This window comes from Parvibaculum sp. (genome assembly GCF_039973015.1).
Taxonomy (GTDB): Bacteria; Pseudomonadota; Alphaproteobacteria; order Parvibaculales; family Parvibaculaceae; genus Parvibaculum.
In genome coordinates this window covers 1-14,383 of the sequence record NZ_JBDWLT010000013.1, presented here as the reverse complement: position 1 = coordinate 14,383, position 14,383 = coordinate 1, and the positions used below count along the sequence as shown (strand labels likewise).

Annotated in this window: 14 protein-coding genes and 1 other annotated feature; of the genes, 8 read left to right on the top strand and 6 right to left on the bottom strand. The window is 62.3% G+C overall.

The window, feature by feature from the left end; genetic code table 11:
* Positions 1-96: 96 nt before the first annotated feature.
* Positions 97-152: a sequence feature (sul1 is cis-regulatory element that is thought to sense ions involved in sulfur or methionine metabolism; They are found in Alphaproteobacteria), on the top strand.
* Between the two features lie 84 nt (positions 153-236).
* Positions 237-1,721, top strand: coding sequence for a SulP family inorganic anion transporter (locus ABJO61_RS16695; protein WP_348324433.1), 1,485 nt, complete (start codon positions 237-239; stop codon positions 1,719-1,721).
* 13 nt (positions 1,722-1,734) lie between these two features.
* Positions 1,735-2,589 (top strand): universal stress protein, encoded by an 855-nt coding sequence (locus tag ABJO61_RS16690; RefSeq protein ID WP_348324431.1) that lies wholly within the window; start codon positions 1,735-1,737, stop codon positions 2,587-2,589.
* Positions 2,590-2,591: 2 nt separating this feature from the next.
* Here the strand turns inward: ABJO61_RS16690 and ABJO61_RS16685 are convergent, their stop codons facing one another.
* Together ABJO61_RS16685 and thiS are read right to left on the bottom strand one after the other, a co-directional pair.
* A complete protein-coding gene (locus ABJO61_RS16685) occupies positions 2,592-3,383 on the bottom strand; it encodes a thiazole synthase (protein WP_348324576.1) in 792 nt (263 codons plus the stop codon).
* A gap of 122 nt (positions 3,384-3,505) precedes the next feature.
* Positions 3,506-3,706 carry a sulfur carrier protein ThiS gene (gene thiS / locus ABJO61_RS16680; protein ID WP_348324429.1) on the bottom strand — a complete coding sequence of 67 codons (201 nt, stop codon included), beginning with the start codon at positions 3,704-3,706 and terminating at the stop codon, positions 3,506-3,508.
* Positions 3,707-3,995: 289 nt separating this feature from the next.
* On the opposite strand from thiS, the gene aroQ reads away from it, so the two are divergent.
* From aroQ to aat, 4 genes are all read left to right on the top strand, one after another.
* Positions 3,996-4,454, top strand: a complete 459-nt coding sequence (aroQ, locus tag ABJO61_RS16675; protein WP_348324427.1) for a type II 3-dehydroquinate dehydratase — start codon at positions 3,996-3,998, stop codon at positions 4,452-4,454.
* A 97-nt stretch (positions 4,455-4,551) separates the two neighbouring features.
* Positions 4,552-4,998, top strand: a complete 447-nt coding sequence (accB, locus tag ABJO61_RS16670; protein WP_348324425.1) for an acetyl-CoA carboxylase biotin carboxyl carrier protein — start codon at positions 4,552-4,554, stop codon at positions 4,996-4,998.
* A 17-nt stretch (positions 4,999-5,015) separates the two neighbouring features.
* Positions 5,016-6,362 (top strand): acetyl-CoA carboxylase biotin carboxylase subunit, encoded by a 1,347-nt coding sequence (accC, locus tag ABJO61_RS16665; RefSeq protein ID WP_348324423.1) that lies wholly within the window; start codon positions 5,016-5,018, stop codon positions 6,360-6,362.
* A gap of 349 nt (positions 6,363-6,711) precedes the next feature.
* Positions 6,712-7,362 carry a leucyl/phenylalanyl-tRNA--protein transferase gene (aat, locus tag ABJO61_RS16660; RefSeq protein WP_348324421.1) on the top strand — a complete coding sequence of 217 codons (651 nt, stop codon included), beginning with the start codon at positions 6,712-6,714 and terminating at the stop codon, positions 7,360-7,362.
* Here the strand turns inward: aat and ABJO61_RS16655 are convergent.
* From ABJO61_RS16655 to ABJO61_RS16640, 4 genes are all read right to left on the bottom strand, one after another.
* Positions 7,299-7,733 (bottom strand): DUF2155 domain-containing protein, encoded by a 435-nt coding sequence (locus ABJO61_RS16655; protein WP_348324419.1) that lies wholly within the window; start codon positions 7,731-7,733, stop codon positions 7,299-7,301. The two genes, aat and ABJO61_RS16655, sit on opposite strands and share 64 nt — an antisense overlap.
* A gap of 19 nt (positions 7,734-7,752) precedes the next feature.
* Positions 7,753-8,211, bottom strand: a complete 459-nt coding sequence (gene mlaD / locus ABJO61_RS16650; RefSeq protein WP_348324417.1) for an outer membrane lipid asymmetry maintenance protein MlaD — start codon at positions 8,209-8,211, stop codon at positions 7,753-7,755.
* Between the two features lie 42 nt (positions 8,212-8,253).
* Positions 8,254-8,652, bottom strand: coding sequence for an NADH:ubiquinone oxidoreductase subunit NDUFA12 (locus ABJO61_RS16645; RefSeq protein ID WP_348324415.1), 399 nt, complete (start codon positions 8,650-8,652; stop codon positions 8,254-8,256).
* Between the two features lie 145 nt (positions 8,653-8,797).
* On the bottom strand, positions 8,798-9,322 hold the full coding sequence (locus ABJO61_RS16640; protein WP_348324412.1) for a response regulator: 525 nt from the start codon (positions 9,320-9,322) through the stop codon (positions 8,798-8,800).
* A 418-nt stretch (positions 9,323-9,740) separates the two neighbouring features.
* On the opposite strand from ABJO61_RS16640, the gene ABJO61_RS16635 reads away from it, so the two are divergent.
* Together ABJO61_RS16635 and ABJO61_RS16630 are read left to right on the top strand one after the other, a co-directional pair.
* The gene (locus ABJO61_RS16635) at positions 9,741-13,499 is read left to right on the top strand and encodes a vitamin B12-dependent ribonucleotide reductase (protein WP_348324410.1); all 3,759 of its coding nucleotides are present in this window, start codon (positions 9,741-9,743) and stop codon (positions 13,497-13,499) included.
* A gap of 86 nt (positions 13,500-13,585) precedes the next feature.
* A complete protein-coding gene (locus ABJO61_RS16630) occupies positions 13,586-14,218 on the top strand; it encodes a hypothetical protein (RefSeq protein ID WP_348324408.1) in 633 nt (210 codons plus the stop codon).
* The last annotated feature ends 165 nt before the right edge of the window (positions 14,219-14,383 follow it).

Here is a 14,383-nt window from a genome sequence, read left to right as displayed (position 1 = left end):
TCTGCATCAACGTTCCCTTTAACGTTTTTCTGCGGGTTCCGTTCCTCAATTACATGTTGCGCCGCAACATGCATCGCGCTATCAACGCGCATCCAGACAGGACCCGGTGAAAATCCGGGTGGCTCTTCCGGCCGCCGATCCGCCGGACAACCCGACACCTCTGTTCCCGGCCCCGCGCCGAACCCTTGCCGGTTCGCGCTGTCGCCTTTTCTGTGTCTCCAGTTTTCCGGATTTCAATGTTCTCAGTCAGCGCCTATCGCCAGCAATGGTTCGGCAATATTCGCGGCGATGTTCTCGCCGGTCTCGTCGTCGCCCTTGCGCTCATTCCCGAAGCCATCGCCTTTTCGATCATCGCGGGCGTCGACCCGAAGGTCGGGCTCTATGCCTCCTTCTCCATCGCCGTGATCACCGCGATCACGGGCGGGCGGCCCGGCATGATCTCCGCCGCGACGGCGGCGACCGCCGTTCTGATGGTGACGCTGGTGCGAGACCACGGGCTCGAATATCTGCTCGCTGCGACGGTGCTCGCCGGGCTCATGCAGATCGCGGCCGGTTTCCTCAAGCTCGGTTACGTGATGCGTTTCGTCTCGCGCTCCGTGATGACGGGCTTCGTGAACGCACTGGCGATCCTCATCTTCATGGCGCAATTGCCGGAGCTTATCGGCGTGCCCGCGCTTACCTATGTGATGGTCGCGGCGGGGCTCGCCATCATCTATCTGTTTCCGCTGCTGACAAAGGCGATCCCCTCGCCGCTCATCTGCATCATCGTGCTGACGAGCATCGCGATCTATTTCGGCTTCGATATACGCGTCGTGGGCGACATGGGCGAGTTGCCCTCGACGCTGCCGGTGTTCCTCATTCCGCAAATCCCCTTCACGCTCGAAACGCTCATGATCATCCTGCCCTACTCGGCGGCAGTGGCGGCAGTGGGCCTGCTTGAATCGCTGATGACTGCTTCCATCGTCGACGATCTCACCGACACACCGAGCGACAAGAACCAGGAATGTATCGGCCAGGGCATCGCCAATACGGCGACGGGCTTCATCGGCGGCATGGCCGGTTGCGCGATGATCGGCCAGTCGATGATCAATGTGAAATCGGGCGGGCGCGGCCGGCTCTCCACCTTCTGCGCGGGCATCTTCCTGTTGTTCATGATCGTGGTGCTGGGCGACTGGGTGAAGCAGATCCCGATGGCGGCCCTCGTCGCCATCATGATCATGGTGTCCATCGGCACGTTCAGCTGGTCGTCGATCCGCAACCTGCGCCACCATCCCCGGAGCTCTTCCGCCGTGATGGTCGCAACTGTCGCCACCGTGGTCTTCACACATAACCTCGCCATCGGCGTTCTTGTCGGCGTGCTGCTTTCCGGCCTCTTCTTCGCATGGAAGATCGCGCAAATCTTCCGCGTCACCTCCACGCTTTCGGATGACGGGCGCGAGCGCGTCTATATCGTTGAGGGGCAGATATTCTTCGCCTCGTCTGATGATTTTCTCGCCGCTTTCGACTTCAAGGAGGCGCTGGAGCGCGTGGTCATCGATGTCAGCCGCGCGCATATCTGGGATATTTCGAGCGTCGCCGCGCTCGACATGGCGGTGCTGAAATTCCGCCGCGACGGCGCCACGGTCGAGATCGTGGGGCTCAACGAAGCGAGCGAGACCATCGTCGACAGGCTCGCCATTCACGACAAACCCGGCGCACTCGAAAAGCTGATGGGACATTGAGGGAGGAATGGAGATGACGAAGAAAATCGTCGCGCTTGTGGACGGTTCGGCCTATTCGCACAGCGTCTGCGAAAACGCGGCCTGGATCGCGACACGCATGGGCGCAAGCGTCGAACTCCTGCATGTGCTGGGGCGGCGCGAAGGCACGGAAGCCGCCGACCTCAGCGGCAGCATCGCGCTCGGTGCGCGCACGGCGCTTCTCGAAGAACTGACCAGGCTCGACGAGCAGCGCGCGAAGCTGCAACAGCAGCGCGGCCGCGCCATTCTCGACGACGCAAAAGCCGTGCTCGCCGAAGCGGGCGTGAGCGACGTCAGGACGCGGCTGCGCATCGGCGACGTTCTGGTGGAAGCGGCGGAAGCGGAAGCCGAGGCCGATATACTGGTGATCGGCAAGCGCGGCGAGGCGGCGGATTTTGCAAAGCTGCATCTCGGCTCGAATATCGAGCGCATCGTGCGCGCAAGTCACAAGCCCGTCTTCATCGCGGCGCGCAGTTTTCGCGAACCCAAGCGGCTCCTCATCGCCTTCGACGGCGGCGCGAGCAGCCTGAAAGCCGTTGCCCATATCGCAGAGAACCCGCTTTACGAGGGCCTCGAATGCCACCTGCTGATGGCGGGCGACAGCTCGTCCGCGCTCCGCGGCAAGCTCGACGAGGCTTGCGCGAAGCTCACGGCCGCAGGGCGCGAGGCCAAGACCTTCGTCGCAACCGGCGGACCAGAAAGCGCCATTGCGCAGCATGTGGAGGCGCTCAATATCGATCTGGTCGCGATGGGGGCATACGGCCACTCGCATATCCGCAACCTCATCATCGGCTCGACGACGACCGAGATGATCCGCTCCTGCAAGGTGCCGTTGGTGCTGTTCCGCTGAGCCTAGATCAGCCCGCCCATGGGCGATGACGGGTCCGCATATTTCTTCTTCGGCATGCGGCCCGCGAGATAGGCGAGACGACCGGCCTCTACCGCGAGCTTCATGGCGCGGGCCATTTTGATCGGATCTTTCGCTTCCGCGATCGCCGTATTCATCAGCACGCCATCGACGCCAAGTTCCATCGCGACGGCGGCGTCCGACGCCGTGCCGACGCCCGCGTCGACCAGCACCGGCACTTTCGACTGCTCGACGATCAGGCGAATGTTGATCGGATTCTGGATGCCAAGGCCGGAGCCGATGGGCGCGGCGAGCGGCATGATCGCGCAGCAGCCCATATCTTCCAGTTTCTTCGCCATGATCGGATCATCGGTGCAATAGACCATGACCTCGAAGCCGTCCTTCAGCAGGGCTTCGGCGGCACGCAGCGTTTCGATCATGTCGGGATAAAGCGTCTTCTGGTCGCCCAGCACTTCAAGCTTCACGAGGTTCCAGCCACCTGCCTCACGCGCGAGGCGGAGCGTGCGCACGGCATCTTCCGCCGTATAGCAGCCTGCCGTGTTCGGCAGATAGATCACTTTCTTCGGATCGATGTAGTCGACGAGCATGGGCTCGTCCGGGTTGGTGACGTTCACGCGGCGCACGGCGACGGTCACGATCTCCGCGCCAGCGGCCTCGACGGCCGCCGCGTTCTGCGCGAGGTCTTTATATTTGCCCGTGCCGACGATGAGGCGCGACTTGAGCTTGCGGCCCGCGACAATGAATTCGTCGTCGCCATCCGTGGCCGGTGTCTCGATACGCGCTGCCGCTTCCGTCACTTCATTTACTCCGTTTTCTGGTCGTCTTTCCGGTCGCTTTTCGGGGCGGCGAACCGCAGCACCCGGATTTCGATATGGCGCTTCGCCTGGGAAAGCGCCTGTCAGCCGCCGCCGACAAAATTCACGATCTCGATGCGGTCGCCCTCGCGCAAGCCGACCTCTCCATAGGCCGAGCGGGGCACGATTTCGAGATTGCGTTCGACCGCGATCTTCCGGGGCTGGAGGCCGAAGCTCTCGACGAGGCCGAGCACCGTCATGGGGCTTTCCACCTCGCGCAATTCGCCGTTCACCGTGAGCTTCATATCGTCCTTAACGCCTCTTCATTGGCGGGATAATGGGTGAGGGAAGCCCCAAGTTCAAGGCAACTTGCCGGAGCGCCCGCCTCCTCTGCGGTCCCTCCCCTGCGGCACCCTCAAACCATTGGGCTTACAAGGCTTTTCCTGACGGGGGGAGTTGCGTATAAAGAAGTCCACGATTCGGGGGCGGATGGGGGCCAAGGGGACCATATTTTCGCCCTTTTGCCGCCCGATACCCTCCCCTCCACGAGTTCAAACGCGCCCGAGACGCCCCGAGACGGAAGTCCTCGATCCGATGGCCAAATCCAGTTCCAGCACGGCTAAGCCGGTGTTCGTTCTCAACGGGCCGAACCTGAACCTGCTTGGCCAGCGCGAGCCGGAAATCTATGGCTCGACCACGCTTGCCGACATCGAACGCCAGGTGCGTGCCAGGGCGGAGGCGCTCGGCCTCACCGCCGACTGCCGCCAGTCGAACCATGAGGGCGAGCTGGTCGACTGGATTCACGAGGCGCGCGAAGGCGCGGCGGGCGTGATCCTCAATGCGGGCGCCTATTCGCACACATCCATCGCCATCCACGATGCGCTGGCGGCACTCGACAACATCCCGGTGATCGAGGTTCATATCTCGAATGTCTACAAACGCGAGAGCTTCCGTCACCATTCGACCATTTCATCCGTCGCCACGGGCGTCATCTGCGGTCTCGGCACGATCGGCTACGATCTCGCGCTCGAAGCCGTGAAAAGCAAACTGTAAGAGGTCAGACGCCTTGGCAACGAAGCCCCCGAACGATCCCAAAGTCAGCCCCAAAGACGGCAAGTCCGCGAGTAAACAGGAAAGCAAGAAGAGCGAGATGAGCAAAGCAGGTGTGGACCAGGAACTGATCCGGCAACTCGCCGCCCTCCTCACGGAGACGGACCTCAGCGAAATCGAAATCGAAACGGACGGGCTCAAGCTGCGCGTCGCGCGGCAGGTGGCGCAGGCGGTGACGCATGTGGCAGCCCCGGCCCCGGCGGCGGCCCCCGCGGCAGCGGCAGCGCCCACGGCAGCCGATGCGGCCGCGCATCCCGGCGCTGTCGCCTCGCCGATGGTCGGCACGGCCTATCTTTCGCCCGAGCCCGGCGCACCGGCCTTCGTGCAGACAGGCAAGCAGGTCAGCGAAGGCGAGACCATCCTCATCATCGAAGCGATGAAGACCATGAATCACATCCCCGCGCCGCGTTCGGGCAAGCTCACCGCTGTTCTCGTCGATGACGGCCAGCCGGTCGAGTTCGGCGAACCGCTCTTCGTGATCGAATAAGGGACGGGCCGCCGCGCATGTTCGAAAAGGTCCTCATTGCAAATCGCGGCGAAATTGCGCTGCGCATCCACCGCGCCTGCCGCGAAATGGGCATCAAGACGGTTGCGGTCCATTCGACGGCGGATGCAAACGCGATGCATGTCCGCCTCGCCAATGAAAGCGTCTGTATCGGCCCGGCGCCCGCGAGCGAAAGCTATCTGAATATTCCGGCGATCATTTCGGCCTGTGAAATCACCGGCGCGGACGCGGTTCACCCCGGCTATGGCTTCCTGTCGGAGAATGCCAAATTCGCCGACATTCTCGCGGCGCATGGCATCACCTTTATCGGGCCGAGCGGCGATCATATCCGCCTGATGGGCGACAAGATTCAGGCAAAGGTCACGGCGAAGAAGCTCGGCATTCCTTGTGTGCCCGGTTCGGATGGCGCAATCACCACCGACGCAGAAGCCTACAAGGTCGCTGAGGAGACGGGCTATCCCGTGCTCGTGAAGGCGGCGGCGGGCGGCGGCGGTCGCGGCATGAAGGTCGCGCGCTCAAAGGGCGAGCTTTCTTCCGCGCTTTCGACGGCACGTTCGGAAGCGAAGGCCGCCTTTGGCGACGACTCGCTCTACATGGAAAAATATCTCGGCCAGCCGCGCCATATCGAGGTGCAGGTGATTGCCGACAGCCACGGCAATGTGGCGCATCTGGGCGAGCGGGACTGTTCGCTGCAGCGCCGCCACCAGAAGGTGCTGGAGGAATGCCCCTCGCCCGCGCTCAATGCGCAGCAGCGCGAGGAAATCGGCGGCATCGTTTCACGCGCGATCAAGGGCCTCGGCTATCTTGGCGTCGGCACGGTCGAGTTCCTCTATGAGGAGGGACAGTTCTTCTTCATCGAAATGAACACACGCCTTCAGGTGGAACATCCGATCACGGAAGCCGTGACGGGCATCGACCTCGTGCGCGAGCAGATCCGCATCGCCGCCGGCATGGAGATGAGCTTCCGGCAGGAAGATGTTCAGTTCAACGGTCACGCCATCGAGTGCCGCATCAACGCGGAAGACCCCAAGACCTTTGCGCCGTCGCCCGGCACCATCAAGGACTTCCATACGCCGGGCGGGCTTGGCGTGCGCGTCGACAGCGCGGTCTATTCGGGCTATCGCATCCCGCCCTATTACGACAGCCTGATCGGCAAGCTGGTGGTGAGCGGACGCAACCGCAACGAATGCATGATGCGTCTTCGCCGGACACTGCATGAATTCGTCATCGACGGGATCAAGACCACGATCCCGCTCTTCCAGGAACTCGTGAACGAGCCGGACTTCATCAATGGCGAGTATCACATTCACTGGCTGGAAGATTTTCTGAAAAAACAGCAGGGCTGACCGGACCGGAGAGAAGTTCGGGAACGGTAGCGGCGTTCGCGGGTTCTTCTTGCGCTGGACCCGCGCGCACCCTGGCTCACGGGGACTGGGCGCTGTCGCGCTTGGCCTGCTGGCGGCGCCGCTCGCCACCCTCATACCAAACATCCAGCTTGGCCTCGCAGCTTGGCCTCGGCGGGGACAGCGATTGCGTATCGCGCGTCCGGCAAGTCACACGAGAATGCAAAAAACTCCCCGAGGCGGCAAAAGATCGGCGTTAGAATGAACCGGGCGAACCTGGCGCTACCGTTTCATCGCGATCTTCGCTAGGTTCGCCGGGTCTGCTCCACGGGCAGGGATTTGCGGAAACGAGATGAGCGAGATTGACGCCGAAGTATTGCTTCGCGCCTATGCCTATGGCGTGTTCCCGATGGCGGAGTCGCGCGACGATCCAGAGCTTTACTGGATCGACCCGGAAGCGCGGGGCATCCTGCCGCTGGAGAGCTTCCACGTACCGAAACGGCTTCGCCGTACCATCCGGCAAGCTCCCTTCGATGTCCGCATCGACACGGCCTTCCGCGAGACCATGCTCGGCTGCGCGGAGGCTGCGCCCAGTCGCGACGGCACATGGATCAACGACAGGATCGTCGATCTCTATTGCGAGCTGCATGAGAACGGCCACGCGCATTCCGTCGAATGCTGGCAGGGCAGTCTGCTTGTCGGCGGACTATATGGCGTGTCGCTGGGCGGGGCCTTTTTCGGGGAGAGCATGTTCAGCCGGGCGACGGATGCGAGCAAGGTAGCGCTCGTCTATCTCGTGGCACGGCTCATTCGCGGCGGCTTCAGCCTGCTCGACACGCAATTCGTGACCTCGCATCTCAGCCAGTTCGGCGCGATCGAAATTCCTCGGGATGAATATCGGGTGCGGCTGTTCGACGCCACGGACGAGGATGCGGACTTCTATTCGCTGCCGCTGGACGCATCGCCTGGCGAGGTTTTGCAGTCCGTCACCCAGATATCGTAGACGGGATGTTCGAGGGCGTTGAGGCCCGGGCTCTCGGCGAACATCCAGCCGGAGAAGATCGGCGCGGGCTGCAACCCGGTTCCCGCATTCGGGTCCGCCGCCGTCGCACCCTTGCGTTCAATCTGACGGATTTCGACATAGGCGGCGGTGCGCGGGGTTTCTTCCGGCGGACTCTTGTCGCAGGCGCGTACCAGCACCTGCAACGTGCCGAAGGTTGCCGGCTCGTTCACCTGCGCCTCGAAGGCGCTCACGCGCGCGGTAATCTTGTCGAGGCCGTTGAAGACGGCGACGGGAAATTTCTCGGCCAGCGCCGGTCCCGCGCCGAGCGCGAGGAAGGCGAGGCCTGCTGCCGAAGGAATGAGGAAACGCATCGGCACTCTCCGGGAAGGATTACTTGCTGTCGCCGCTATCCGAGGCGGAGAAGACGGCTTGCCCGATGAGGCTCATGAGATCGACGGAGCCTTGCGTGAACATGATCTCGCCGCCCTCGGTGAGGAGTTCCTCGCTGCCGCCGGGCGTAACCGAAATATAGGAGCCGCCGAGAAGGCCTTCGCTCGTGATCTTGGCGCTGCTGTCGTCGGGCAGCTTCACGTTGGGTGCGATGTCGAGGGTGACAACCGCCTGATAGGTTTCGGGGTCGAGCGACTGCTTCACCACCGTGCCGATCTTGATGCCGGAGAGGCGGACATCGGCGCCGGTCGCAAGCCCGTCGACGGAGCTGAAAGCCGCATCCACGTGGTAGCCCGCAGCACTGCGCATGCCTGAACTGGTGTAGCCGTAAAAGAGGAAGACGGCGGCCACCGCGACGACCACGGTGCCGATCAGCGTTTCGACGAGATTGCTTTGCATAGACGTCCCCGATAACCCGGAATCAAATGATGCGGCGGCTGCCTATTCGGGGCGCCATGCCTGATAGTCGCCCGTGGCCTGCGGCCGGCGGGCATCCTTGTGGAGGCTGCCCGCCGGGCGATAGGCGTGCTGCGTGCCGGTGAGGTTCGGCATGTGGGGCTTTTCCCATTCGCGCGCCACATAGCTTTGCTCCCCGGGCGGCGTATCCACGGTGTGATGGAGCCAGCCGTGCCATTCCGGCGGTACGCGGGAGGCCTCGGCAAGACCGTTATAGATCACCCAGCGGCGCTGATAACCGCCGATCTCGCGGCCATCCTTCGCCTCGTAGTAGCGATTGCCCTGCCCGTCTTCGCCGACGAGCCTGCCCTTGCGCCAGGTGTAGAAGCGGGTGCCCATGGTCTGCCCCTGCCACCAGACGAAGATTTCCGAAAACAAGCCCATGGAACGATCCCGTTGAGTAAGCGAGCGGCGCATCCCTGCATGCCGCGGGAGAGCTGCCATTATAATCACGATTCCGGCCCGAAGGGGGCGGGAAAGCGGGCCGAATATGGCACCGGGAGAGGGGCTGGTCCAGCCTTCCGGCCGCTTATTCGAGAGCCCATGTGGTCTGGCTTGCCGTGCGTGTGCGGCGAAGGCCCTCGCGCTCATGGATGAGCATGGGCTGGCGATAGATGCCGCCTGCCCGCTCGAACTGGCGGTCGTCATTCAGCACCCACTGGATGCGGCTGAGAAGGCTTGCCGGCGTCACCGGCTTCACAAGGAGATGGGTCGCACCGATCTCGAAGGCTTCGGTGAGAAGGCCGCGCGAGGCGTGCCCGGTGAGGAGAATGATGGGGGTGAAGCAAACGGGCTCGTTGCCCACGGCGCGTATCCGGGTAATGAAATCGCGGCCGTTCATCGGCTCCATTTCCCAGTCCGTGATAATCAGATCGACGTCGTGGATTTGCAGCTCTGCAAGACCGGCCGTGCCGTCGCGCGCCTGGAGAATATTGGTGATGCCAAAGGTATGGAGCATGGTCCGCAACAGCAGCCTCATGCTGCCATTGTCCTCGACCATCAGGATTTTCAGCGACTTGAGCTCCTTGCCGAATGCTGTACTCACCTCGCCCACACTGCGTCTCCACCTATTCTGGGTATCGAGCCTTTCGACAGTGATATCAGATCGAGGGTTTCCGCTCTGTTAACCGGCGAAATTTTGTTAACCGCTCGATTCGGATGAAATCGCCACCGCATCCTGTGGCTCGGATGCCTGCGGCATCTACATCTTGCGTCTTTGGCTTGACGCCTGCCGCCCATCCTCCCTAGGATTTGGTTTCCCTCAGGGGATGAGGCAGCAGCAACAGGCGGGCACCACAAAGAGCTAACGGCTCAGCGACGAAAGCCAAATGGAATCAACCACTTGAAAGGTTGCTCCAGAATGGCTCGGCGCAATGGTGAAGTACGCTCCGATGTGTGCCGGGCGAGCCCGGCATGCGTGCTCCTTCCTCTCCCCCGAGGCAGCAAATGCATAGCGAGAATCCGGGGGCCAGATGCGTATCCAGCGTTGCTTCACAGTCGAGGGCCAGTCGCCTTACGAAGGCATTGAGTTCAGGACGACGACGAGCGAGATCCGCAATCCGGACGGCTCGGTCGTCTTCAATCTCCAGGACATCGCCGTGCCGGCCGACTCGAGCCAGGTCGCTTGCGACGTGCTGGCCCAGAAATATTTCCGCAAGGCGGGCATCGCGGCCCTGCTGAAGGCGGTACCGGAAGATGGCGTACCGGAATTCCTGTGGCGGCACGAGCCGGACCATGACGCGATGGCGGCACTGCGCGAGGAAGACCGCTTCGGCCCCGAGCGCGATGCGCGGCAGGTCTTCGACCGGCTGGCGGGCACATGGGCCTATTGGGGCTGGAAGGGCGGCTATTTCGACAGCGAGGCCGACGCGCGCGCCTTCTTCGACGAGCAGCGCTTCATGCTGGCGGCCCAGATCGCGGCGCCCAACTCCCCGCAATGGTTCAACACCGGCCTCCACTGGGCCTATGGCATCGACGGCCCGGCGCAGGGCCACTGGCGGACCGACCCGGCAACCGGCGAGACGGCTCACACCCGGACAGCCTATGAATTTCCGCAGCCCCATGCCTGCTTCATCCAGAGCGTGAACGACGATCTCGTGAACGAGAACGGCATCATGGATCTGTGGGTGCGCGAGGCGCGGCTCTTCAAATATGGCTCGGGCACGGGCTCCAATTTCTCCAGCCTGCGCGGCGAGAACGAGTCCCTCTCCGGCGGCGGCAAGTCCTCCGGCCTGATGAGCTTCCTCAAGATCGGCGACCGGGCGGCGGGCGCGATCAAATCGGGCGGCACCACGCGGCGCGCGGCGAAGATGGTCATTGTCGATATCGATCACCCGGATATCGAGGATTTCATCAGCTGGAAGGTCACGGAAGAGCAGAAGGTGGCGGCGCTCGTCACCGGCTCGAAGATCAACCAGAGGCACCTCAACGCCATCATGCGCGCCTGCGTGAACTGCGAAGGCGATGGCGGCGACTGTTTCGACCCCAAGAAGAATCCCGCTCTCAAGCGGGAGGTGATCGCCGCGCGCAAAAGCCATGTGCCGGAGAACTATGTCCAGCGCGTGATCCAGTTCGCGAAGCAGGGCTATACGGAAATCGATTTCCGCGTTTACGACACGGATTGGGATTCGGAAGCCTATCTGACCGTTTCCGGCCAGAACTCGAACAACACTGTGCGCGTCACCGACGAGTTTCTCCGCGCCGTCGAACAGGACGAAGAGTGGTCGCTGAAGAGCCGCCTGACCGGCGGTACGACGAAGACGCTCCCGGCGCGCGAACTCTGGGACCAGGTCGGCCACGCCGCATGGGCGAGCGCGGACCCCGGCATCCAGTATCACACGACGATCAACGACTGGCACACCTGCCCTGCCTCCGGCCCGATCCGCGCGAGCAATCCGTGTTCGGAATATATGTTCCTCGACGATACGGCCTGCAACCTCGCCTCGCTCAACCTGCTTCAATTCCGCGATGCGGACGGGCGCTTCGATGTTGAAGCCTTCGAGCATGCCGTGAAACTCTGGACCATCGTGCTCGAAATCTCGGTGCTGATGGCGCAATTCCCGAGCCGCGAGATCGCGGAACGGAGCTACAAGTTCCGCACGCTCGGCCTTGGCTTTGCCAATATTGGCGGCCTGCTCATGTCCTGCGGCCTTGGCTATGACTCGCGCGAGGCGCGTTCGCTCACGGGTGCGATCAGCGCCATCATGACCGGCGTTTGCTATGCGACCTCGGCGCAGATGGCCAAGGAGCTTGGCGCCTTCGCAGGCTTTGAGGAAAACCGCGATCACATGCTCCGCGTCATGCGCAACCATGCGCGCGCGGCGCACGGGCTCAATGGCGGCTATGAACAAGTGAGCGTCTATCCCGTGCCGCTCGACGCAGCCTCCTGCCCGCAGCCCGACCTTGTCGATCATGCGTGCGCCTCATGGGATCTCGCGGTTTCGATGGGCGAACGCTATGGCTACCGCAATGCGCAGACCACCGTTATCGCGCCGACAGGCACGATCGGCCTCGTCATGGATTGCGACACCACGGGCATCGAGCCGGACTTCGCGCTGGTGAAGTTCAAGAAGCTCGCGGGCGGCGGTTATTTCAAGATCATCAACCGCGCGGTGCCGCAGGCGCTCCGCACACTCGGCTACGGCGACAAGGCGATCGAGGCCATCGTCGATTACGCCGTCGGCCTCGGCACGCTTGCCAATGCGCCGGGCGTCAATCATGAGCGGCTGATGGAGCGCGGCTTCACGCCGGACAAGATCAATGCCATCGAAAAGGCGCTGGCAACGGCCTTCGACATCCGCTTCGCCTTCAACAAGTGGCAGCTCGGCGAGGACTTCTGCACCGAAGCACTCGGCCTCGATGCCGACGCGATGGACGATCTCGATTTCGACATGCTGGCGGCCCTCGGTTTCACGAAACAGGAAATCGACGCGGCGAACCTCCATGTCTGCGGCGCGATGACACTTGAAGGCGCGCCGGGCCTGAAAGACGAGCACCTGCCCGTCTTCGACTGCGCCAACCCCTGCGGCCGTATCGGCAAGCGCTACCTCTCCGTCGACAGCCATATCCGCATGATGGCGGCGGCGCAGCCCTTCATCTCGGGTGCCATCTCCAAGACGATCAACATGCCGAACAGCGCAAGCGTCGAGGATTGCAAGGAGAGCTACCTGCTGTCCTGGAAACTCGCGCTCAAGGCGAATGCACTCTACCGCGACGGCTCCAAGCTTTCACAACCGTTGAACTCCCAGCTTCTCGACGACGATATCGAGGATGACGAGGAGGAAAGCGCCGTCGAGACACTCGTCGCGCAGCCTGCACAGGAGCGCGCCCGCGTCATCGCGCAACGCGCCGCGATGGAGCTTGCCGAGCGCGTGGTCGCCTCGGAAAAGACGCGCGACCGCCTGCCGGATCGCCGCAAGGGCTATACGCAGAAGGCGCTGGTCGGCGGCCACAAGGTCTATCTGCGCACCGGCGAATATGACGACGGGCAGATCGGTGAGATCTTCATCGACATGCACAAGGAAGGGGCGGCCTTCCGCTCGCTGATGAATAATTTCGCCATCGCCGTGTCGCTCGGCCTGCAATATGGCGTCCCGCTGGAAGAATATGTGGAGGCCTTCACCTTTACGCGCTTCGAGCCCGCGGGTCTCGTGCAGGGCAATGACCGGATCAAGAACGCGACCTCGATCCTCGACTATGTGTTCCGCGAACTGGCCGTCTCCTATCTCGGACGTTCGGACCTCGGCCATGTCGATCCGAAGGAAATGGCCTTCGACGCGATGGGTGATGGCGCCGACGAAGGCAAGGCGCCCGCACTTCCCGCAGCGTCTGTCGTCAGCCCCGGCTATACGCGCATGGCGCAGATGGGGAACCTCTATCTCGTGCGCAATTCGAATATGGGTGGCGCCGCAGCGGAAGCGCGCGCGGAGACGGCCGAAGCGGTCGCGACGCCCGCCGTTCGCGACCAGACGGTGAAGGCCGAAGTCATGGCGGCCGGCGCTCTGATGCGTTCGGGATCGGGCGAGGTCTCCGGCGCAATGGCTGTCAGCTCCGTTTCGCGGACCTCGTCAGGCAACGGATCTTCGGGCGGTGCGGGCATGTCGCGTGTCGTCGAAGCGCGCATGAAGGGCTATGAGGGCGAAGCCTGCAGTGAATGCGGCAACTTCACCATGGTGCGCAACGGCACCTGCCTGAAATGCGACACCTGCGGCGGGACCAGCGGCTGTAGTTGAACGCCATACGCTCGCTAGATTTCCTTGCGGCTTAATTTTCCCCGGCGGATACTGGTTCGATCGTTGAACCAGTATCCGGGGGGAAAATGTTGCGAACCGCGAGTGTTGTTACGCTATTAGCACTGAACATGCTTCTGGGCGGATGCGTTGATCCGAACCTGCGCAGCGTTTCCTATAAGCAATCTGTAGCGACCCAATCCGACATGACCGGCATCGTACAACTATTCACGGGCGTGGTTGAAGGCGCAAACGGCAGTACGATGGTCTATATCGGACCTGGTCTTTTCATGCCGATGGAGACAGGTCCCTACCCCAACCTTCATTTCAATGAAGCCGACCAGCGGGTCTTCACTGAATCCTTGAGTGCGGAGCTGACACGCCTTGGTCTTCTCAAAATGAAGACCGTAGTTCCCGCCGGCGAAATGACAGATGTCGTCATCGTTCTGGCCTTCGTCCAGACCTCGCACAACCCTCACCTTCAGCAGTATTACCTCGACGTCGCCATGCAAATTGCCTCTTCCGGCAAAAGCACAGTCAAACAATACAAAGTGCACTCCTCGGAAGGTGATGGTTATTGGGAGAAAATGAATACTGATGCAGCGGAAGGAAAGCAGAAGGCGGCGGATAAACTCATCGCGCTGATTGTGCCGGATATCGAAATTTTCATTGCAGAAATGAAGGCTGCCAGACAGAGGGAGGCAGAGGGTGCCGGGGCGTGATCCAAAATAAACTTGTCCCCCTCGCTTCCTCCGTACCCATATTAGTTCGATCTCGCTCCACCGAAGGGCGCGTCCGGACTGGCCGAATGCGTGGAGAGGGAACCGATCCTGCGGCGTGGGGAACAGTCCTGCGTCCCGGGCGATTTCAGGAGGTTGGCGGGTAAT

Bases quoted from the DNA above. Each gene is read 5' to 3' on its own strand.
- ABJO61_RS16695 (WP_348324433.1), top strand. From the start codon at position 237: ATGTTCTCAGTCAGCGCCTATCGCCAGCAATGGTTCGGCAATATTCGC.
- ABJO61_RS16690 (WP_348324431.1), top strand. From the start codon at position 1,735: ATGACGAAGAAAATCGTCGCGCTTGTGGACGGTTCGGCCTATTCGCAC.
- thiS (WP_348324429.1), bottom strand. From the start codon at position 3,706: ATGAAGCTCACGGTGAACGGCGAATTGCGCGAGGTGGAAAGCCCCATG.
- aroQ (WP_348324427.1), top strand. From the start codon at position 3,996: ATGGCCAAATCCAGTTCCAGCACGGCTAAGCCGGTGTTCGTTCTCAAC.
- accB (WP_348324425.1), top strand. From the start codon at position 4,552: ATGAGCAAAGCAGGTGTGGACCAGGAACTGATCCGGCAACTCGCCGCC.
- accC (WP_348324423.1), top strand. From the start codon at position 5,016: ATGTTCGAAAAGGTCCTCATTGCAAATCGCGGCGAAATTGCGCTGCGC.
- aat (WP_348324421.1), top strand. From the start codon at position 6,712: ATGAGCGAGATTGACGCCGAAGTATTGCTTCGCGCCTATGCCTATGGC.
- ABJO61_RS16655 (WP_348324419.1), bottom strand. From the start codon at position 7,733: ATGCGTTTCCTCATTCCTTCGGCAGCAGGCCTCGCCTTCCTCGCGCTC.
- mlaD (WP_348324417.1), bottom strand. From the start codon at position 8,211: ATGCAAAGCAATCTCGTCGAAACGCTGATCGGCACCGTGGTCGTCGCG.
- ABJO61_RS16645 (WP_348324415.1), bottom strand. From the start codon at position 8,652: ATGGGCTTGTTTTCGGAAATCTTCGTCTGGTGGCAGGGGCAGACCATG.
- ABJO61_RS16635 (WP_348324410.1), top strand. From the start codon at position 9,741: ATGCGTATCCAGCGTTGCTTCACAGTCGAGGGCCAGTCGCCTTACGAA.
- ABJO61_RS16630 (WP_348324408.1), top strand. From the start codon at position 13,586: ATGTTGCGAACCGCGAGTGTTGTTACGCTATTAGCACTGAACATGCTT.